General features: G+C 46.5%; 14 protein-coding genes and 1 pseudogene. 3 read left to right on the top strand and 12 right to left on the bottom strand.

Features of this window, described 5'->3' with window-relative positions; genetic code table 11:
- The first annotated feature begins 239 nt into the window (after positions 1-239).
- Together dinB and OEV79_09965 are read left to right on the top strand one after the other, a co-directional pair.
- On the top strand, positions 240-1436 hold the full coding sequence (dinB, locus tag OEV79_09970) for a DNA polymerase IV (GenBank protein ID MDH4211756.1): 1197 nt from the start codon (positions 240-242) through the stop codon (positions 1434-1436).
- Positions 1399-4182 (top strand): PHP domain-containing protein, encoded by a 2784-nt coding sequence (locus tag OEV79_09965; GenBank protein ID MDH4211755.1) that lies wholly within the window; start codon positions 1399-1401, stop codon positions 4180-4182. Before dinB ends, OEV79_09965 begins: the two co-directional genes overlap by 38 nt.
- Here OEV79_09965 and OEV79_09960 read toward each other — a convergent pair.
- Positions 4179-6809 carry a T9SS type A sorting domain-containing protein gene (locus OEV79_09960; protein ID MDH4211754.1) on the bottom strand — a complete coding sequence of 877 codons (2631 nt, stop codon included), beginning with the start codon at positions 6807-6809 and terminating at the stop codon, positions 4179-4181. The genes OEV79_09965 and OEV79_09960 overlap by 4 nt on opposite strands.
- A 170-nt stretch (positions 6810-6979) precedes the next feature.
- On the opposite strand from OEV79_09960, the gene OEV79_09955 reads away from it, so the two are divergent.
- A complete protein-coding gene (locus OEV79_09955; GenBank protein ID MDH4211753.1) occupies positions 6980-7822 on the top strand; it encodes a DMT family transporter in 843 nt (280 codons plus the stop codon).
- A gap of 117 nt (positions 7823-7939) precedes the next feature.
- On the opposite strand, the gene OEV79_09950 is transcribed toward OEV79_09955, so the two are convergent.
- The 11 genes and pseudogenes from OEV79_09950 to OEV79_09900 all read right to left on the bottom strand — a co-directional run bounded on the left by OEV79_09950 (position 7940) and on the right by OEV79_09900 (position 21279).
- Entirely contained in the window at positions 7940-8779 is an 840-nt protein-coding gene (locus OEV79_09950) for an FAD/NAD(P)-binding protein (GenBank protein MDH4211752.1), read from the bottom strand.
- A complete protein-coding gene (locus tag OEV79_09945) occupies positions 8776-9807 on the bottom strand; it encodes a 4Fe-4S dicluster domain-containing protein (protein MDH4211751.1) in 1032 nt (343 codons plus the stop codon). Before OEV79_09945 ends, OEV79_09950 begins: the two co-directional genes overlap by 4 nt.
- A gap of 11 nt (positions 9808-9818) precedes the next feature.
- Positions 9819-10796, bottom strand: coding sequence for a 4Fe-4S ferredoxin (locus OEV79_09940; GenBank protein ID MDH4211750.1), 978 nt, complete (start codon positions 10794-10796; stop codon positions 9819-9821).
- Complete coding sequence (locus OEV79_09935; protein ID MDH4211749.1) at positions 10793-11272, bottom strand: hydrogenase iron-sulfur subunit; 480 nt, start codon at positions 11270-11272, stop codon at positions 10793-10795. The genes OEV79_09940 and OEV79_09935 overlap by 4 nt, the downstream gene beginning before the upstream one ends.
- Entirely contained in the window at positions 11273-14344 is a 3072-nt protein-coding gene (locus tag OEV79_09930; protein ID MDH4211748.1) for a CoB--CoM heterodisulfide reductase iron-sulfur subunit A family protein, read from the bottom strand. It abuts the gene before it with no gap.
- A 38-nt stretch (positions 14345-14382) separates the two neighbouring features.
- The gene (locus OEV79_09925; GenBank protein MDH4211747.1) at positions 14383-14811 is read right to left on the bottom strand and encodes a 4Fe-4S dicluster domain-containing protein; all 429 of its coding nucleotides are present in this window, start codon (positions 14809-14811) and stop codon (positions 14383-14385) included.
- A gap of 4 nt (positions 14812-14815) precedes the next feature.
- On the bottom strand, positions 14816-15232 hold the full coding sequence (locus OEV79_09920) for a hydrogenase iron-sulfur subunit (GenBank protein MDH4211746.1): 417 nt from the start codon (positions 15230-15232) through the stop codon (positions 14816-14818).
- A complete protein-coding gene (locus OEV79_09915; protein MDH4211745.1) occupies positions 15232-18534 on the bottom strand; it encodes an FAD-dependent oxidoreductase in 3303 nt (1100 codons plus the stop codon). Before OEV79_09915 ends, OEV79_09920 begins: the two co-directional genes overlap by 1 nt.
- Complete coding sequence (locus tag OEV79_09910; GenBank protein MDH4211744.1) at positions 18531-20396, bottom strand: NADH-quinone oxidoreductase subunit NuoF; 1866 nt, start codon at positions 20394-20396, stop codon at positions 18531-18533. The genes OEV79_09915 and OEV79_09910 overlap by 4 nt, the downstream gene beginning before the upstream one ends.
- A complete protein-coding gene (locus OEV79_09905; GenBank protein MDH4211743.1) occupies positions 20386-20931 on the bottom strand; it encodes an NAD(P)H-dependent oxidoreductase subunit E in 546 nt (181 codons plus the stop codon). The genes OEV79_09910 and OEV79_09905 overlap by 11 nt, the downstream gene beginning before the upstream one ends.
- A pseudogene (locus OEV79_09900) lies at positions 20911-21279 on the bottom strand (FAD-dependent oxidoreductase). The gene OEV79_09905 and the pseudogene OEV79_09900 overlap by 21 nt, the downstream one beginning before the upstream one ends.
- Between the last annotated feature and the right edge of the window lie 4 nt (positions 21280-21283).

Below are 21283 nucleotides of genomic sequence, written 5' to 3'. Positions count from 1 at the left end.
AAAGAGGAACAACAACCCCATTTCTCCCATTGTCATTGCGAGGAGCTTCCCCCTCATTGCGCGGAATCACTATGCTTGCCATCGCGTGGGTTCTATTATCATGAGATTGCTTCGCTTACGCTCGCAATGACAGAAAAAGAGTTGTCATTGCGAGGGGCGCAGCCCCGAAGCAATCTCCGCTCCTCACTGTCGCGGTAACATAAGAAGGAAGAACGGCACTATGACCTGGAGTGCATGTTATGTATATCTGCATTGACCTGGATGCTTTCTTTGTTTCCGTAGAGCAAGCGCTGGATCCGTCATTACTATACAAACCAGTAATTGTCGGCGGACTACCCCAGGAAAGAGGCGTAGTCGCCTCGGCATCGTATGAAGCAAGAAAATTCGGCATCCACTCAGGTATGCCCACATCCCTTGCTTACCGACTCTGCCCCCGGGCAATATTCTTAAGAGGAAATTTCCAGCACTATCGGCTATATTCGAACCGATTTTATGAGATCATAAGTTCCTATTCTCCGGAAGTAGACATGGTCTCAATAGACGAAGCATATATCAATACAACGGGAACCCAGCGTTTATTCGGACCTCCTCTCGAATTGGCCTATAAAATGAAAAATGAGATCAAAGAAACCCTGAACATTCCATCCTCCATCGGTATTGCGCGAACAAGAGTATTCTCGAAAATCGCCTGTGAACAATCTAAGCCTAACGGTACTATCGCGGTCCCGCAAAAAGATGAAATACCGTTTCTCACGCCCCTTGGTGTCAACGTCCTACCCGGCATCGGACCAAAAAATGTTGCCGTTCTTAAAAATCTGAATATCACCACAGTACAAGAATTAATAAAAACCCCAGACTGGATATTGGAAACTGCCTTGGGCAGTTATTATAAAATACTCAAATTTTTCATACAAGGTGGTGACTATCAATGCTCAGATACGATGAAATCCATTAGCCGTGAAACAACCTTACATGAAGACACCTTGAATCGAAACCTTATTTATGCATTATTATATTACCTTACAGAACGCGCATGCAGTACACTGCGCAAAAATAAATTACTCGCCAAAACAGTGACGGTGAAAACGAGGTTTTCCGACTTCAAAACGATATCCAGGAGAACCAAAATACCCGCTGGTAATGCCCAGCAAATAATTTTTGAACTCAGCGCAAGGATCTTAGAGGAAATTCTGAAGGAAAAAAAACGAATAAGACTGATCGGCATCGCCTTATCAGGTTTTGAATACGACGGTTTGCAGTCCTCCATGTTTATGTTAAAGGAGGAACGTCTTAATCGATTGAATGGCGCCCTGGATAGGGCACGGAATAAATTCGGATTCAATACTCTTTTTGCTGCCAATACCACCGTGTTAAAGAAACATTTCAAAGACAGCGATCATGGCTACACCCTACACACCCCTTCTTTATCACAGTAATTATGGTATCGGCGGTTCCGACTTCGAAACCCTGTTCGAACACCTGCGCAGGAATAATCTGAAGAGTTGTGGACTGGTCGACATCACATTCTTCGGATTACACGAATTCATAAAACACGCGAAACAATACGGCATAAAACCCATTATTGGCACAAGGATTCCCATTGCCAAAGAAAACGGCAACAAATCATATCTGATCGTACAAAATCAAGAAGGCTATAGCAATCTCTGCAAAATAGTCACCGAAATCTCTTTCAATAGATTTAATATTGCTTATATAAAAGAGCATACCAGAGGTATTATTCTGCTCACAAACTCACTGAAGCTATTAAGAAGATTAGGACCGTCATTCCCACTAAAATACTATCTCCTTCTCCCCTGTCATGCAGTAATAGATAACGCATTCCCGGCAGTTGCCACAAACGAAATACTCTACGTCACAAAAAAAGAAAAGGAATTGTATAGATTAATGTGTGCCATAAAAGAAAATCCTTACGAAAACGAACCCCTACTACCGACCCACCTCTTGAGTAACGAAAAATTCAACAGGATATTTGCTGAATACCCGGCTGCGGTACGCAATAATATCGAATTATCCGAAATGTGTAATTACATTCCGGAAAACAAAGGATGGATATTCCCGGCATCGAACGGAACCCTGCATGAAATAATAAAACAAAAGTGCAAAAGATTGACCAGTGAAGAAAAAAAACGGCTCGAGCATGAATATAAGATCATCACCGATACTGGATTTGCCCCACATTTTTCCCTAGTATACCATCTGAAGGAATTCGCTCTCGAAAAGGGCATCGGCATGAATGTACGTGGTTCGGCTGCATCTTCTTTTATTCTTTATAAACTAGGGCTATCAATAACAGACCCGCTCAAGCATAACCTGCCATTCGAACGATTCCTTAATCCCCAGCGTACCGAACCGCCCGACATCGATGTCGATGTCGAATTCAGCGAGCGCGAGAGATTAATAAAAGAAATCTATAAAAAATTTGGCAGCGACCGCGTCTCGCACATTTCGGTAATCAATCGATTCAAACGCCGGGCGAGTTTCCGCGAAACAGCCCGCGTTCACGGTATTTCACCGCGTGAACTGAGGGTGATCAAAAATCATATCGAAGAGAGAACTATCCGCGCCATACACGAACTTTCCGAAAAGATCATCGGTTACCCCCACTATTTTTCGTGCCATCCAAGCGGTATCGTAATAACACCCAATAGCATACGCGACCATGTACCCCTATACCCCAGCCCGGCAGATCAAATCACCCATCTGGACAAGGATGGAGTAGAGATGATCGGGCTTGTGAAAATTGATATACTCGGAGTCAGAGGCTTCCCTCAGTTATATCTATCAAGAGGAAAAGTCAACTTTAACGATCCCGAAGTATACAAATTCATTAGTGAAGCAAAAACCCTGGGCTGTTTTCAAATAGAAAGCCCTATGGTCAGGTACATGCTAAAAAGAATAAATCCAAAAACAATTATGGACATTGCCAATGCCATAGCCATCATCCGTCCCGGGCCGGCTCAAGGTGGTATGAAAGAAAGATTTTTAAAACGTATCAAGGGAGAGGAAAAAATAGACTATCCCCATCCAAGACTCCAAAAAGCATTGCTTGATACCCTGGGCATACCTGTATACCAGGAACAGATACTACAAATTGCCCACGACTTCGCCGATTTCTCCCTGAGTGATGGTGATATGCTACGACGGGCAATGACCAAAGCACGTAGTCCAGACAGTATGAAAGAACTCAGAGAAATATTTTTCTCCAAAGCGGAAAATATGGGCTACCATTTACGCGAAATAGAACCGGTCTGGGATCGCATAAGATCGTTCTCGTCTTTCGGTTTCAATAAATCACACAGCATAACTTACGCGACTCTTGCATATTTATCGGCCTATCAAAAATATCACGAACCGGAAAAATTTTTCTGTCAGGTAATAAATAATAAAGGAGGTTACTATCCAACTGTCGCATATATCAACGAAGCAAGAAGAAGGGGAATAAAAATAATCGCACCGGATGTCAGCAAGAGCGAACGCAGTTTTACGGTCTGCGGTTCATCGCTCCTTACTGGACTGGATGAAATAAGTGAGCTCTCCAGAGAAACGATCGGGAAAATAATCAAAATGCGGACATACCGAAATGCACGGGATTTCTTTTATCGAGTACGGCCTTCGATCGACGAAGGCATCCCACTCATAAAATCCAGAAGCCTCGATATCTTCGGGAATACCTGGCCCGAGCTGTATTTTCTCCTACTGGACTCAAAAGCATCCAAACAAGTAATTCCTAACTTATGCGAAAAAGTCCCTAAATTAAGTGACTTTAGCGATAATATTAAAGTATTGGACCAGCTAAAAACGCTCGGGTTCATCCCCGGACAACATATCCTGGAGAAATTCTACCCGAAACGTCGGCTGCGTTTATCAAGACCCGTCAATAAAGCAAAACTCATCGGTACTCTTATTACCCGGAGGACGATCCGTACAAGAAACAACAAATTGATGTGCTTCCTGACCATAGACGACGAGACAGACGTTCTTGAGGTCGTAATATTCCCTAACAAATATGATCTAAGTAAGATCGGACCCATAATGGAAATATCTGGAACCATGCAGGATGATTCATTGATCGCAGATTCATATACAAACATACCGTTCGTATTCACCGGAGCACGGGATGAAATCAACTACTACCGACAGTCTGAAGGGATGCAATATTAATCAACAACAACGACCTTTAGCATCTCACCTCGCTGTTTCGTCCTCAAGTTAATGAAGTATACACCACTGGGCAGCTGGCGGCCGATATCATCTTTGAGATGCCACATAATAGCATCGGGCAACTGTCCTTCATGCACAGTCCTCACCAACCTTCCCGCAACATCATAGACCAGAATTGACCCAAACTCACCAATAACAGTACTCCCCATCCTTATTTGCATTAGACCTCTGACCGGATTAGGAAACACCGTACAAAGAGGGATGTTAATTCTACCCATCTGGTCCTCTTCCACCGACAATATGCCGAACCAATCAAGAAAAGCTGCGAGTACTTCGGTAAGGCTCATGTGTCCAGGGATCTGGTTAATCGCTTCAAGCCCGAACCCAGAGTATATAACGCGGTAATCAGGGAATGGTGAATTATACCATATCGCCGCGCAATTCGTAAGGAGAGTATCATAATAAAGGAACTGATGCGCACTACCATCAGATGCAATTACATCACGCGAGTACTGGCTCGGCGCGCTGCCGACCGTAAATATCTTTATCATAGATTGTCCCAGAGAATCAAGTGTGTCGGGATAGCAGCGTGTGATAGATATCGAATCGTTCACCAGCTGTGCATGAAGCCAGCTTCCGTAGAACGTGGTACCGGATATCTCTTCACCGATATTCTGACCAGTAATGATCAATTTACCACCTCCATCAAGGAATTGAATCAAACTGTCCTGTTCGGCTGACGTCACTGTATTCACTGCGGCTCTGCCCGTATACCATATTATCGTACTGGTATTGAATTCATCAATCCTGCTGATGGGAAATATCCCTTGACTGGCAGGCGCCCATATCTTGTAGGTCGTGTTCAGCGTATCGAGACACACTGTGTAGTATTCCGCATATCTTTCTTCATTGTCACGGTTGACAATTAGCAGGTCAGCGGGGCTCGTGCCAATATCGACTACAGAAATCGATTCCGGAGTCACATAGACGTTCTCGACTAGCAATTCGGGGTAAGGAATCCTGGTTTGGACAATAACGCGGTAGAGTGAATCGATCAAATAGACGCTGAAGTGTCCAGTCACCGAATCACTCAATGTACTGTCGAAGTATTCGGCTCCGGCTGCGTCAACAAATTGGAAGTACAATCTGGCAGATACCCCATTACCATTCAGAGTATCGCTAATGTTGCCAGAGAGTTGTCTCAACGGATTTATGTATATAGAGGCATGGAATGTATCGTTCTCGACCCGGCCATCATTCGGATACGAGCTATACGCGTTAAACGCAAAATACCCAGTATCGCCGGGCACCCATACGCCAGCGACTGCAATGGAATCCTCTACACCTATCTCTAAATCGATAATCGTATCACCCGCGTGTGCGCCGACCAAGGCGAAATATGCGTTCTGTAACGGCTGGAAGCCGTAGTTGGCAATCCGCATCGACAGCGTAACCGTATCATCCGAGAGAAAATAAGGCTCCTGCCCGGTCGCGTATATACCGTTGACTCCAGCATCGATATTCCTTATCGAATCCATCAACCCTTCAAAACCCATGAACACCATGTAGTTTGATACCCATGTATGATCTTGATACTGGGTCCAACCCCTTGTCGGCGGGACACCGCCGTCATCGTCATAATCTTGTACAAGTAGACTATCGGTCAAAGCGTGATGATAGTCAACATACGTTAGATTCTGAGTGATCCTTGCCGCATGATTGTATGCATTGCCGTACCAGATATTCCAGGAATTGTTCCAGGTTCCGGTGGGTTGAAAGTACTTCATATACGGAAGATACGTGCTCAGCCAGCTGATCCCATACGACGTGTCGGCGTCGAATATTGAACGGCACATTCCCCACACTGCAGTACCGCCCGACATTGCCCACACCTCGTCGTTTATGTTGGTATCCGGATTCGATTCGATCCACTGCCTCACTCTTGTACCGTAGGCTACCGCCGTATCTTTCCAGACTTGATTGTTCATCTCTTTACCGTATTGGTATAACATACCAGCAACGAGAGACTGGACCTTTGGATGCAGCCTCTGATAGTATGTGCTCACACCAGTAAAATCAAGAGGATTCGCCAGCATAAAACCAACGCAAGTGTCTGCATAGACCCGGTAAGTAGTATCACCAAGAGTGTTCCTGTACATGCTTTCGGCAAAGAGACCTAATCCGCAATTCCAGACGCCGTAGAAGATACTCTCCCCGCTTCCCTCCAGATAGGCGGGGAAATTCATGACATAGATCCAGGCACGCCGGATATTCTCGAAATATGTGGTATCGCCGGTTATTTCATAATAACGACACCACACCCAGATCGCTTGCTGCGTGTTGTCGGTTTCAATCACAGTAAGGGCATCTTCCCCTTCAATTATGCCCCCGAATTCCGGATCCAGCGGATCCGATACCTGCATTGAGGCTACAAACGCTGCGGTCTGGCACAATTCGTGGATATAGCTCCAACGCTGCCACTCGCCACGCGTTAGATGAACGGCGGATTGCAGCACGGGAGATTCACGCGGGATCGAATCGGCATTGATAAAATCCTCTTCTGTCCAAAGGGAAACTGCAAAACACGTTCCTACCAGAGCTGCTACTACAAAAATAACTCTTCTCATGATTCCTCCTCGCGGTTTGCCTTCTTCACGGACCCAGACCCGTGATAGCCTGACAGTAGAATTGTATCAATCAAAGATACATTGTCAATAATTCAACAAGAGATATTTGTTGACCCGAGGTTGCCTGAAGCTATAATAACTTAATTTTTTCGACCATATAGGGAACATAAATGACTACTTCTATAATGGCAGCACTACTGGCGATGGTACTGATCGGAGCAGGTGATACGATCAACAAGCGAGCGCGGCAACTCGCTGTACCCATTGGTTCGTATTTAATCGTACAAGGTTTATCTTTTACAATCATCGTTTTGATGCTCGCGATTCTATCTGGCGGTATCAAATGGCAAAGGTCAGATGTTATTTATAGCCTGCTCAGCGCCATTTTTGGCTTTGCCGGCTTCACCCTAATGCTGCATAGCCTAACTCATGGTTACGCAAGTGTGAATTATGCCATATTCCGCTCGAGCTTTGTCATATCCACAGCCGCAGCAATATTATTGATGCATGAAGGATTATCATCAAACAAGATCGTTGGGATCGCACTTACGTGTCTGGCTATATTCATATTCTTTTACGAACCCAAACGACTCATCGCGAAAAACAAACCACTTCTCATCGCGATACTCGCAATGATAGTAGCAGCAGGTTTTCAGATCATACTGAAATTATCGACACGGGTCTTCAGTTCACCCCTCTCTTTCATCCTACTGATGAATCTCTTCTTTGGAGCCTTCGTTATTTTGTATAACATCGTGTACGGGAATTTCAAGTTTCCAAAAGCGACCTTCTTTATCGCTCCACTCAACGGTATCTTGATGGCGCTTGCGACTTTTTTCTATGTCACAGCTTTACAGAAAGGAGAACTTAGCACTGCAGTACCAATAATCCAACTGAGCTTCGTCTTCACCGCTATCCTATCCGCGGTGTTCTTGAAAGAAAATATTGGCGCACTCAGAGCAGTGGGCATCATTTGCGCGGCAATCGCAATTATAAGCCTGGCATTGTTATGAGGATGCCTATTGCTCTGCCTTCTATGGACTCATGCTCAATATACTGCCCCAAAATGTAATCAGAAAATCACAAACCATACAGGCGATAATCGGAAAGCTATCTACAAGTTGTCCAGTTCAATATTCCTGCGGTAATTCGCCCAGATGCGCACAAGAGAAGACCGGACCATCCACGCACACATACTTGTGCCCTATATTGCAGCGACCACATTTACCGATGCCGCATTTCATGCGCATTTCAAGAGACAGAAAGATGCGGTCCGGAGGGAACCCCAGTTTCTGAAGAACTGGCAGCGTGAATTTTATCATGACGGGTGGACCACATACCAAAGCAACCGTATCCTGAGAACTAGGTGCTATCTCCTCGAGGACGGTCGGTACAAAGCCCTCGCGTCTTTTCCATGTTTCATCGCCTTTATCTACCGTAATGAACATATTCAAGTCAGTCGATTTCTCCCAATCCCATAGTTCTTGTTTGTAAATCAATTCGCCGGGACTACGTGCGCCATAGACAATCGTCAACTCCTTGAACCGAGCGCGATTGCTGCCTTCAAGCATATACATTGCGGTAGCGCGAAGAGTTGTAAATGCGAATCCACCTCCGATAATCAGCACGTTTTTGCCTTCCATCAGATCCAGTGGATAACTATTCCCGAAGGGACCTCGAATTCCTATGGTATCACCCACCTCTGCGCGATGCAAGTGTTTGGTCACAAAACCAGTTCTCTTCACGGTAAACAATAGATGACCGACCTCAGTGGGAGAAGAAGCAATACCAATAGGGCATTCTCCAAAACCGAGCAACGATAGTTCTGCAAACTGTCCGGGAAGAAACAAGAAACTATCTCTGTCTTCGTTATTGACGAAAGAGAGGTCGAATGTCTTTATATCACGTGCTTCATTTTCAGTTGTGATTCTTTCGATTCTCGTCGGCATTGGAATATAGGGGTTGTTCATTTTGCCTCCACGATTTCCTTGATGACGAAGCGCAAATCGAGATTGACTGGACAATGAGTAACGCACCGGCCGCATCCAACACAGAATCTTCTCCCGTACTGTTCCATGCTATAGACAAATTTATGCATGATTCGCTGTCTCATTCTTTCCTTGCGAGTGGGTCGGGGGTTATGCCCTGATGCATGCAAGGTGAAGAGCGGATACATACATGAATCCCATGAGCGTATTCGTCTTCCTTTGGAACCATCCACTTCGTCAATGATGTCGAAACAGTGACAAGTCGGGCAGAAGTAAGTACAAATACCACAACCGAGGCATTTCTGACAAATCCGTTTCCAGTAGGAGGCATCGAAATCGCTAATTTTCCCATCCAAACCATCGCTCGTGAAGACGTTCACCAAGTGGTTCTTAGCCTCAATCATCGTCTTCTCTTTTTCAGCAAGGTCTTCCTTCGAAACGGCGTTCAAATATATGTTGGCGCTGTTCAACAACTCGTCGCCTCCCCCGGTAATCGCTTTCATAACGTAACGGTCTTTCAGCTCGTATATTACCACGTCGGCGCCAGCTTCAGAATCCGGCCCGCATCCTACTGATCCGCAGAAACAAGTTGAACGAGGCTCGCGGCAGGCAAACGACACGATCCTGGTTTTATTCCTTCGCTTTGCATAGAAAATATCTTTTGGATCACGCTCAATAAAAACTTGGTCAAGAAGTTCAACGGCCTTTGCATCGCATGGCCTCAAACCGATAAGGATAGAATATTTGTCATCACCTTGCTCTTCGCTTGGGGCATCAACCTTATTAGATGCCAGATCAAAGGAAAACAGCTTCTCGGTCTGCGGCAAGAAGAAATGCTTGAACGAAAAATGACTCGTGCCATGATGCAACTTGAACTGCTCTGGTCTTTCAATCCTCTTGATCCCATTAGAACCATCATCACCTGTTGGGCCAAATACAGTATATACTTTAATCAACAGCGTCAGGAATTCGTTGAAATCATCTTTATGGACAACAAATTCTTTAGTCATATCTCTCTCCATTAATCGGCTTCAACCATGAATTCTTGGCTGTCATCGTTGGAGAACATCGCCAGTAGCGGTGAATCGTTTGGGGAAAGCCCGGGTACGTAATCAAACCGTTCCCTGACTTCATCAACCAGCACGCGCGTGAACAACCTTAGATTTATTTTTTCGGGGCAGGCTCGCGCGCATGCACCGCAATCAACGCATCTTCCTGCCTGATGAAGTATTCTTACTATATGGTAGAATAACACATCGGACAACTCATTTGTCAAACCGAACCAGCGCGGTTTGGTCTGCTCGGCAAAGCACTCTTTGCAGTAGCAGTTTGGGCACGCATTCCGGCATGCATAGCATCTAACACAACGCGACAACTCCTGCTCGAATATCTGCCACCGCTCTGTCCGACTTTTCTGACTGAATTCAGCGATCATTGGATCAGGAGTTACTGATTTTGGCGAGTGTTCACCGACGCGAATGAGAACATCGTATACGCTCGGTGTCGGGTGAACGCAATTCTTGCAGGATTCGTACAAATTATCCATTCTGCTGAATCGATCCTCGCCAACATCATATTTCAGAATAATTTCTTCATCGTTTTCCTCAACCTCTAATACCTTCCGGCCATCCAATTTGTTAGTTATTTTGTCGATATTTACGATACCCGGGCATGATATCCCCACTATTACCACATCTTCCCTTTTCACCTGTTTTTCAACAATGAGGTTGACAAGAGAACGGCTATCACAACCCTTGCAGAGAATGCCGACCTTAGTACTTGCTGGCAGTTCCCGCATGAGCGAGCTCAGGTATACTGAAAGATTGTTCGCGCAAAAGCTGTTCCATACCAACTTTTGTACATCTTCCTGCTGTGTGACAAAGCATGGAGACGTCTGAAGCGGCAGAGAACCACTCTCATAACCTATAAAGAGATCTACTTTCTTCTCCCTCAGAAGTTCTTCTACGTTTTCAATTAGTTCGGACTCGACTCGTTTCATGTTGAATCCCCTGTTCTGGCAGAACCTCTGCGGAAGTATGTAAGAGGCCCCAGTTTCCTTATATCATTAGTTACCTTGTCGATTATCTGTGCAAACCTTACCCCTTCTGCTGCCGAAATCCACGAAAACTGAACCCTCTCCGGCTCTATCCCGACGTATTCCAAGAACTTCTTGACGAGAGCGAATTTTCTCCGGGCAAAGTAGTTGCCACTAATATAGTGGCAGTCTCCGGGATGGCAGCCAGAGACCAGGACTCCATCGACGCCGTTGTAAAGTGCTTTCACTATGTAAAGAGGATTGATCCGGCCCGAACACGGCACTTTGATAATCCGAATGTTGGTAGGGTACTGGAATCTGCTTACCCCGGCAAGATCCGCACCGGCATACGAACACCAATTGCATAAGAACGCCACAATCTTCGGTTCAAAAGATTGGTCTTTTCCCAACTCGTTCCCCTTATTACTCTTAGGCTTCATTTACTTCTTATCCCAACGCAGCACGTCCAATGCTGCCAGTACCTGTTCATCTCTAAATCCTCTGATATCAATCGCGCACGATCGACAGGAAGCAGCGCAGGTACCACACCCTTTACACAATGCTGAATTCAAAACCGCAACTTGTCTTTCCGGATCTATCTCCAATGCCTTGTAAGCGCAAATTTCAGCACACAGACCGCACCCGTTACAGCGGCTCTCGTGAACGTATGCCACCTTTGCTTCTGATTCGATCTCATCCTTACTCAGGATGGTTATTGCCCTTGACGCTGACGCCTTTGCCTGTGCAATTGTCTCACTGATGTCTTTTGGATAGTGTGCAAGCCCGCAGACAAAAACCCCGTCTGTAGCAAAATCAACCGGTCGCAGCTTTACGTGTGCTTCAAGGAAAAAGCCATCCGTACCCAAAGGGACTTTCAGGGCTTGCGATAATACCTTGTTGCCTTCACTCGGTACTATCCCGTTGCTCAGAACAATGAGGTCAGGGATAAACCTCAGTGTTTTGTTGATTATCTTTTCAGTCACGCAAACGGACAAATGCGAATCGACCTTATCTACCACAGGTTCTGAGCCTTCATCATACTGGATGAAAATAATACCTGCCTCACGTGCTTTTTTATAGTACATCTCTTTTAACCCGTATGTCCTCACATCCCTGTACACGACATAAACACGCACAAGTGGGTTCAATTGCTTCAATCTTATTGCGTTCTTTATCGCAGTACTGCAACAAACCCTACTGCAATACGGGTTCCTCTCATTGCGCGAACCGACACACTGGATCATGACAACTGAATTAAGATCCTGTAAGGAAGGTTCAGCGGCTGCTATTCTTTCCTCTAATTCGCGCTGCGTAATCACGTGCTCATCCTTGCCGTAAAGATATTCATTCGGTTTGGACTCATTGGCACCGGAGGCAACGATCACTACGCCATGGTTGATTTCCGCACGTTCTTCGTAAATACCTGTACTGCTAAATCCGATGTTCCTGCCATTGCCATGTTTGATCGCAGTTCTATAGTTTCCAATGAAGCCAGTTATCGACTCGATTTCCGCATTCTTATGCACGTTGATCAACGGATGTGTTTGAACCTGATCTATAAGATGTTCGCGAAACGTGCTCGTCTCGTAGCCATCCAGGGTATAATGCAGACGCCGTAGATTACCACCCAGTTGATCATCCTTCTCAATGAGGTCAACATGAAAATCCTGGTGTGCGAGATCCAATGCTGCACTCATGCCTGCTAACCCGCCCCCAATAACCAGCACGTTCTTGTTTACACTCAATTTCGTCTTGCTCAGGGACTCAAGGTAGGCAGCCTTGCGAATTGACATTTCAACAAGGTCCTTGGCTTTTTCCGTTGCTTTTCCCGGCTCTTTCTGGTGAACCCATGAGCACTGCTCGCGGATATTAGCGAATTCGAACAGGTACGGATTCAGCCCAGAATTCTGAAGTGTATTCTGAAAGAGCGGTTCATGGGTCCGCGGCGTGCATGCCGCTACTACGACACGATTGATCCCCATCTCCTGTATCTTATCGTTAATCAACTTCTGTGAATCCTGCGAACATGCAAACATGAGTTCCTGACTGTAGACAACATACGGCTGGCTGGCTGCATGCTCGACAACTTTCGCAACATCAACTGACGCGGCAATATTGATCCCACAACGACAGACAAAAACACCTATCCTGGGTCGATCTCCATCGTCTACCGGAACTTCAGTCGGATGTTCAACGACAATGGCCCTTCGGGGAAATTCCTTCAGCACCGCACCGGCCGATGAAGCTGCACCGCTTGCCTCAATGACAGATTCGGGTATATCTTTCGGACCTGAAATGCTACCACAGACAAATATGCCGGGCCGCGACGTCGCAACTGGTGTGAATGTTGTTGTCTGGACGAATCCCAGATCGTCCAAACGGACATCGAGCAGCATCGCAAGACACCTCAGATAAGGCGAAGCTTTGAGGCCAACGGAAAGTATGAGCAATTCGAATTCTTCTTTTCTCGTATGCCCGTCAGCCTCGTAATGTAGAATTAGATTGTCATTTGTCGGATTGATATCGACTGATGCGACACGAGCCCTGACAAATTTAGTTCCGTGTTCGGTTTGCGCACGCTCGATGAATTTGTCGAAATTCTTACCGTACGCCCTTACATCCATACCAAAGACGGAGATTTCTACATTCTGAAGATGCTCGGTGATTATTATTGCATCTTTGGCTGCTTGCATGCAACAGATAGCCGAACAATATTCATTGCCGGTTGTCGAATCACGCGACCCGACACACTGGAGGAAGGCGATTTTCCTTGGTTCTTTCCTATCCGAAGGTCTGAGCACATGGCCCTGCGTTGGACCAGAGGCGCTAAGTATGCGCTCAAACTCCATACTGGTGATCACATTGGGAAATATCTTGTAACCGTATTCGTCCTTTGAAACTGCACTGAATTCTGTCAACCCGGCGGCAACGATGATACTCCCTACTTCGATGTCAATCAACTCTTCTTTCTGATTGAAATCTATGGCCTGTGGTTCACAAAACCTCTCACATATGCGGCACTTACCACGCCTGAAATATATACAGTGTGCACTATCGATAATCGCCACTGCTGGTACTGCCTGAGGAAATGGAATACGTATACACCGTGTATCGCACAAACCCACATTAAAATCATCCGGTATCTTAACTGGACATTTTGTCATACAGATACCACAACCGGTACACTTCTCTTCATCGACATAGCGCGGCTTCTTGCGTACCTTGACCGCAAAACGCGGCGCAAAACCCTCGACTCTTTCGACTTCCGCATTGGTGATAATATTAATGTTCGGATGATTTGCAGCTTCCACAAGTTTGGGCGATAGAATACATAGCGAGCAGTCATTAGTGGGGAATGTCTTGTCAAGCTGAGCCATTCGGCCTCCAATACTCGGGGCCCGTTCCACGAGAAATACCTCGACTCCAGAATCTGCCAGATCCAAGGCTGCCTGCACGCCCGCAATCCCACCACCAATCACCATTGCCTTCTTGTGGATATCGTTCGTGTTCATAATTCTCTCATGATCACCCATATAAAAACGATCCAAAATCAATGCTCTTGTTTTGTAACATCATATTTTATTAAGTCATGCCGTAATATCTGCACACGTTTGTCAATCTCACTTATCCGTTCGACAATATCCGGTGCCGCATATTTTTCTCGAATGGCGATGTAACGAAGCACCTGCATCAAATCTGGGAAGTTGACGTTCTGAGGACAATGAGCAAAGCACCGATAACAGACGAGGCAGTACCAGATTGCAGGGGAAGTCAACACTTCTTTACGCATACCGAACAAAATCTGACGTATTAAACGCCTCGGACTGTAGTTCTCATCGATCTCGCTGACCGGACACCCTGCTGTGCACGTCCCGCAGGCGAAGCATTTCCTTAGATGCTCGCCACCTGGGTACGAAATGACCTCATCGGCGAATTTCGCATCCAGCTCACTAACATTTATGACCTGTTCTTCGCTCATGGTACTACTCCTTATGTCCATAATGATTCGGGCCTAATTGCCTCACCTGGTCAACAAAATTATTGACCGTCTTCTGAAATTCAATGCCTTCACCTGCCGAGATGAACTTCAATCCAATGCGTCTTGTATCGATACCCAATTCTTCCAGAAGCACTTTCATGAAATGATACCTTCTGAGTGTTTTGTAATTACCGTTAATATAGTGACAATCTCCAGGATGACAGCCTGTTATCATAACACCATCGGCTCCTTTTTCAAACGCGCTCAAAATGAACTCCGGTTCAATTCGCCCTGAGCACATTGTCCTTATTACCCGAAAGTTAGGGTCAATCTGTAAACGTGAAACGCCTGCCAGATCGGCACCGGCGTACGAACACCAGTTACAGCAGAATATTATTATCTTCGGTTGAAAATCTTCCATTACCACTCCCTTAGTGTACTGATCATGCCCAGTATCTGCCTTTTCGTAAATCCATATTGATCCATCGCCCCGGAAGCGCAGGCGGCGACGCATGTACCACAGCCTTTGCACAGAGCCTCGTTGACTTCTGAGACACGTTTCCCTTCCTTCACTTTGATCTCAATTGCTTCATATGGACACAGGTTGCTGCACAATCCGCAGCCAACGCAGAGTTCCTCGTTAACGTGTGAGATCGTCGCTTCAGCGTAGTACTTGTCATTTGCAAGGATCGTTGCGGCTCGCGCTGCTGAAGCCTCTGCTTGAGCTATTGCCTCAATGATGAACTTAGGACTATGGGCGAGACCGGCAACGAAAACGCCTTCGGTGGCGAAATCTACCGGTCTTAATTTGACGTGCGCTTCGAGAAAGTAACCGTCACTATTCAGTGGTACTTTGAGCATTTTCGCAATTCGTTTGTTATCTGTGTTCGGAACGATACCCGCCGACAACACAAGAAGGTCGGGTTTGATTTCAATATTCCTTTGCATCAGGGATTCAAATGCCACAACTTTCAAAGACCCATTATTGCCATGAACCGCAGGTCGATTGGAACTATCGAAACGTATGAACAAAACGCCTTTTTCGCGCGCCTCCGTATAGAATTCCTCTTTGAAACCATACGTCCTCACATCGCGGTACAAAACATAGATCTTGACATTCGGATTCATCTCAAGAAGTCTCAGTGAGTTCTTCATAGCCTGCGAACAACACCTTCTACTGCAATAGAGATGAGCATCGTCCCTTGACCCAACACATTGTATCATCACAACAGATTTGACCTCCGACATAGCAGGATCACGATCAGCGATCATTTCCTCCAATTCGCGTTGCGTAACGACTCTATCGTCCTGTCCATATAGATACTCATCTGGCGTAAATTCCTGTGCGCCGGTTGCTACGATAATTACACCGTGTTCGCATATTACTCTTGACCCATTTTCGACAATGATCTCACTGACATAATTGCCAACAAAACCGGAAACCGATTCCACATTTGCTTTTGTGTACACCCTGATCGAATCATTTTCATAGACTTCCTTTACCATTTTCTTGAGAAAATCCTGAACACCGTTTTCCTCAATCGTATAATAGATGTGCCTGGTGTTGCCGCCGAGTTCATGTTCCTTTTCAACCAAGATAACCTCGAATCCTTGCCTTGCCAGAGATAAACTTGCAGCCATCCCGGCGACCCCGCCGCCTATTACCAGCGCCTTCTGTATAACTTTGATCTCAACGCGCTTAAGCGCGGCAAGCGCACCCGCTTTGGCAACTGCCATCCTGACGAGATCCTTGGCTTTCCGGGTAGCAGCCAGTGGGTCGTTCATATGAATCCACGAACACTGATCACGAATGTTTGCCATCTCAAAAAGATACGGATTTAGACCTGCCTCCCGCACGGTTTCGCGGAAGAGCGGCTCGTGCGTTCGGGGCGTGCAGGAAGCAACGACAATACGATTGAGCTTGTGTTGCCCAATCAACTCGATCATTCTTTTCTGACTATCCTGAGAACATGTATAGAGATTGCTTTCAGCATAAACAACCTTAGACAGGCTCCTCGTGTACTCCAAGACCTGTGGCACATCAACATAACCGCCGATGTTTATACCGCAGTGACAAACAAAAACCCCGATCCTTGGCTCCTGATCATGCACTGGCAACTCGGGCGGATACTGCTTCGCCGTTATCATCGTGCCGCGCACGTCCTTCAATAATTCCATTGCTTTTGCCGCAGCGGCCGAAGATTGAGTGACGGTCTCCGGTATATCTTTAGGCTCGGTGCACGGTCCGCAGACAAATATGCCTTCCCTGCTCGATTCCACCGGACTGAATGTAGCGGTCTTAAAAAAACCTCTCTTGTTCACGCTAATATCAAGTCGTTCGGCCAAATTCGCTAAGTACCGCGATGGTTCCAAGCCACATGACAAAACAACTAAGTCGTACTCTTTAAGCACGGTTTTTTCACACTCATCAGAGTATTTGATAATTATATTCTTGGTACCGGGCACTTCATCAATTGATGCAGGTCGGCAGTGTATGTAACGAATACCACTCTTCATCGCCTTCTCATAGTATTCATCAAACCCTTTGCCGAATGCCCTGATATCCATGCAGAATATCGTGCAATCAAGGTGAGGTGCATGCTCTTTGGCAATGATCGCTTCTTTTGTAGCATACATGCAACATACAGACGAACAGTAGTCATGCGCCTCGTCCCTCGAACCTACACACTGCACAAAGGCAATTCGTCTAGGCTCTTTCTTGTCTCCAGGTCTTAGAACATGACCGTGGAATGGCCCTGACGCGGAAAGTATTCTCTCGAATTCAATGGAGGTTACGACATTGTCATACCTGCCATAACCGAATTCGCGCTTCATCTTACCTTTATGTACATCAGAACCGCTGGAAACTATGATCGACCCCACACGTAGATCAATCAGCTTGTCCACCTGCCCGAAGTCGATCGCTTTCGCCTCGCACAAATCCTGGCAAATCTTGCACTTATCATCCAAGAAGTGTACACAGTGCTCTTTGTCAATGATCGCTGCGTTCGGCACGGCTTGTGGAAAAGGAATGCGGATCACTGATCTTTGCCGTAGTCCCTGGTCAAATTCATCATACAAGGGCCTTGGCGGTCTATTGCTCAATTTCCTTAGACTATCAGAGGCACAGGGGCAAATAGAGAAACACGCTCCGCACACTAAGCATCTCTCTGACTGAATATCAAAAGGCGTTGAAATCTTTCGCTTGTCGCCACGACCGGCAAATCCGATGACACTTTGCCCCATGCGCTCGCTGCACATTCTCACACATAGTCCGCAGAGTATGCAGTCATCATTTCTCGGCGTAAAACGCGTTTGACTAACACCAAGCCTTTCTGCCATATCCTGTACTCTCTTGGACTCAGGGGCACGCGCCATGATGAGTTCAATCATCATCCTTCGAATATTATCCAACTCGGGCGTCGACGTTTGTACCTCGCAACCCTCTTCAGCACGGCAGACACAGGAGGCCTGGATTTTGCGCCACCCATTTTTCTTGATTTCAACGACGCATAACCGACAGGCGCCATAGGGGCTTAGGGCTTCGTGATAACAGAGTGTTGGGATCTTGATATTGACTGCACTCGCGGCCTGAAGTATCGTCGTACCTGGCTCCACCTTCACCGGAATACCATCGATTAGCAAAGAAACGAGCGCGCTTTCTTTCTTGGAATCCTGCAGTCCATCTCCCATTTTCTTCTTTATGCTCCTGCGTTTTTTCATGATATCACCGGTGACACGATGCTGACGGCTCTAAACTTGGGCGGACAGCTGGTATGGCAGATGCCGCACTTTATGCATTTTTTCTGGTCTATTTTGTGTACTTTCTTCGGCTCCCCGATTATAGCCCCGCACGGGCAAGCCTTTGCACATACCACACAGCCTCCGCATCTTTCTGGATCAATTGTGTAAGAAATTAAATCCTTGCATACCAACGCCGGACAGCGTCTCTCTTGGATATGAGCCTTGTATTCATCTCGGAAATACCTTATCGTTGATACCACTGGGTTTGCAGCCGTTTGACCGAACCCACACATCGAAGCGGCCTGGACGATCTGGCCAAGACTCTCGAGCAGCACGATATCATCATCTTGACCTTTGCCCTGGGTTATGCGAAGAACTATGTCATACATCTGCGCTATGCCCTCCCTGCACGAAGTGCACTTGCCGCATGATTCGTCCTTCAGAAAATTGAGGAAGTATTTTGCCACATCAACCATGCACGTATCCTCATCCATGACCACCATTCCCCCCGAGCCCATCATTGAACCAACCGCGGTCAGGCTTTCATAATCAACGGGAAGATCAAGAAGACTCGCCGGAACACATCCACCCGATGGTCCCCCTGTCTGCACGGCCTTGAATTTCTTATTATGTGGAATACCCCCACCTATATCATAAATGATTTCCCGTAGTGCAATCCCCATCGGCACTTCGACCAGACCGGTATTATTCACCTTTCCAACCAATGAGAATATCTTAGTACCCTTGCTCTTCTCGGTCCCGATGGCAGCGTACCACGCTGCCCCTCTGTTGATGATAAGCGGCACGCTAGCCCACGTTTCGACATTGTTGATATTCGTCGGATGACCCCAGAGACCGCTTTCAGCAGGATACGGCGGCCTGACCCTGGGTTCTGGTGAACGTTCACCTTCAATAGACGCTATCAGAGCCGTCTCTTCACCACAGACAAAAGCACCAGCGCCCTGACATATCCGCACCGAAAAGTTGAATCCACTACCTAGTATATCGTCGCCAAGAAAATTGGCTTGCTGGGCCTGTTTAATAGCCGTCCGAAGATTCTTTATTGCCAGAGGATACTCGGTACGCACGTAGACGATCCCTTCTTCTGCGCCGATTGCATAGGCACCTATGGCCATTCCTTCTAATACACTATGGGGGTTGCCTTCTAAGACGCTTCGATCCATGTAGGCGCCGGGATCACCTTCATCAGCATTGCATACGATATACTTTGTTTCACCATCTGCGCGCCTGCAGATCTCCCATTTCTGGCCGGTTAAGAAACCAGCACCGCCACGCCCACGCAAGCCAGATTTCTTCATCTCATCAACCACAGCCTTTGGAGCCATGCCGAACAGCACCGATCTGAGCGCATTATAGCCGTCAACGGCAAGGTAATCCTCGATTTTCTCCGGATCCACCTTACCGTTGTTACCAAGGATCAATCGGCACTGCTTCTTATAGAATGATACTTCATCGACACTCGTCACCCTCTCTTGCGTGATTGGATCAACGTACAGCAAATGCTCGACGACTTTCTTGCCGTTCAGAAGGCTTTCAATGACAAGTGACGCGTCCTCGGGTTTTACCCTCTGATAGAAAGTGTGATCAGGATATATGACGACAATCGGACCCCTCTCACAAAATCCGTGACAGCCCGTGGTCTTGACTTCAATATCAGCTTCTACCTGCCTTCTTTTTATTTCCTCAACAAACGCTTCACTAACCTTTTCACACTTGTACGCGTGGCATCCTGTACCGCCGCAAATACTAATGCAGTATCGCTTTACCCGCAATGATGACTGTTTAGCGGTGATGTAATTGTCAGCGCTGTTATTCGGCATAGCCTTTTCCTTCTTTGTGATACTTGTCAATGACGGTCTGCACTTTTCCCGGTGTCATTTGACCAAAATACTCATCACCGACCATTATGACTGGTGCGAGTGCACAAGCACCTACGCAGTTCACAGTTTCCAGTGTAAACAGAAGATCATCCGTATTATTACCGGACTCGATACCCAGGACACGTTCGAATTCCTCTAAGACGCGCTTTGCACCACGAACATGGCACGCCGTTCCCTGGCAGACTCTTATTACATACCTGCCCCGCTTTTTCAGGCTGAATGCCTTGTAAAACGTAGCAACGTTGTAGATCAAACTCAGTGGAATCTTCAGCTCACGTGCCATGTACTTAAGCAGTTCTCTTGGAAAATAGTTGTAGGCATTATTGATGGCCTGAAGAACGGGCATCAGAACACCTTTCCTATCTCGGTAATCCTGAAGTATTGCCTCAATCTGTGCGACTTCAGCAGGATCAAGCCGCAGATCTTCGGGTTGAGATTCATCATATAGTATCTGGCGCACGGGACAGTTCTGCATACAGAGTCCACACCCCGTGCATTTCTCCTCATCAACGTAGCGTGGTTCTTTCCTTATCGTAACAACGAAATCACCCGCGTCACCGGACAATTGCTCAATATCCCCATCGGTAATGACGGTAATATTTGGATGCCTGGCAACAGTGACCAGTTTCGGCGCGAGTATGCACATTGAACAATCATTAGTGGGAAAGGTTTTATCCAACTGAGCCATGACGCCACCAATGCTTGGGCTTTTCTCTAACAGATAGACTCTAAATCCAGAATCCGCAAGATCTAATGCAGCCTGGATACCGCCTATGCCTCCACCGACCACAAGTGTAGCGCCTGTCTTACCGTTGTCTCTCATAACG

The organism is candidate division WOR-3 bacterium (genome assembly GCA_029858255.1).
In the GTDB taxonomy this organism is placed as follows: Bacteria; Hydrothermota; Tepidihabitantia; order SM23-42; family SM23-42; genus SM23-42.
The sequence above is the reverse complement of the archived record's forward strand: the minus strand, read 5'-3'. Positions and strand labels throughout refer to the sequence as shown.

Coding starts and splice junctions, on each gene's coding strand:
- OEV79_09945 (MDH4211751.1), bottom strand. CDS start 9,807: ATGACTAAAGAATTTGTTGTCCATAAAGATGATTTCAACGAATTCCTG.
- OEV79_09905 (MDH4211743.1), bottom strand. CDS start 20,931: ATGCAGAACTGTCCCGTGCGCCAGATACTATATGATGAATCTCAACCC.
- OEV79_09930 (MDH4211748.1), bottom strand. CDS start 14,344: ATGAACACGAACGATATCCACAAGAAGGCAATGGTGATTGGTGGTGGG.
- OEV79_09965 (MDH4211755.1), top strand. CDS start 1,399: ATGGCTACACCCTACACACCCCTTCTTTATCACAGTAATTATGGTATC.
- OEV79_09935 (MDH4211749.1), bottom strand. CDS start 11,272: ATGAAGCCTAAGAGTAATAAGGGGAACGAGTTGGGAAAAGACCAATCT.
- OEV79_09960 (MDH4211754.1), bottom strand. CDS start 6,809: ATGAGAAGAGTTATTTTTGTAGTAGCAGCTCTGGTAGGAACGTGTTTT.
- OEV79_09950 (MDH4211752.1), bottom strand. CDS start 8,779: ATGAACAACCCCTATATTCCAATGCCGACGAGAATCGAAAGAATCACA.
- OEV79_09920 (MDH4211746.1), bottom strand. CDS start 15,232: ATGGAAGATTTTCAACCGAAGATAATAATATTCTGCTGTAACTGGTGT.
- OEV79_09955 (MDH4211753.1), top strand. CDS start 6,980: ATGACTACTTCTATAATGGCAGCACTACTGGCGATGGTACTGATCGGA.
- OEV79_09910 (MDH4211744.1), bottom strand. CDS start 20,396: ATGCCGAATAACAGCGCTGACAATTACATCACCGCTAAACAGTCATCA.
- OEV79_09925 (MDH4211747.1), bottom strand. CDS start 14,811: ATGAGCGAAGAACAGGTCATAAATGTTAGTGAGCTGGATGCGAAATTC.
- dinB (MDH4211756.1), top strand. CDS start 240: ATGTATATCTGCATTGACCTGGATGCTTTCTTTGTTTCCGTAGAGCAA.
- OEV79_09915 (MDH4211745.1), bottom strand. CDS start 18,534: ATGAAAAAACGCAGGAGCATAAAGAAGAAAATGGGAGATGGACTGCAG.
- OEV79_09940 (MDH4211750.1), bottom strand. CDS start 10,796: ATGAAACGAGTCGAGTCCGAACTAATTGAAAACGTAGAAGAACTTCTG.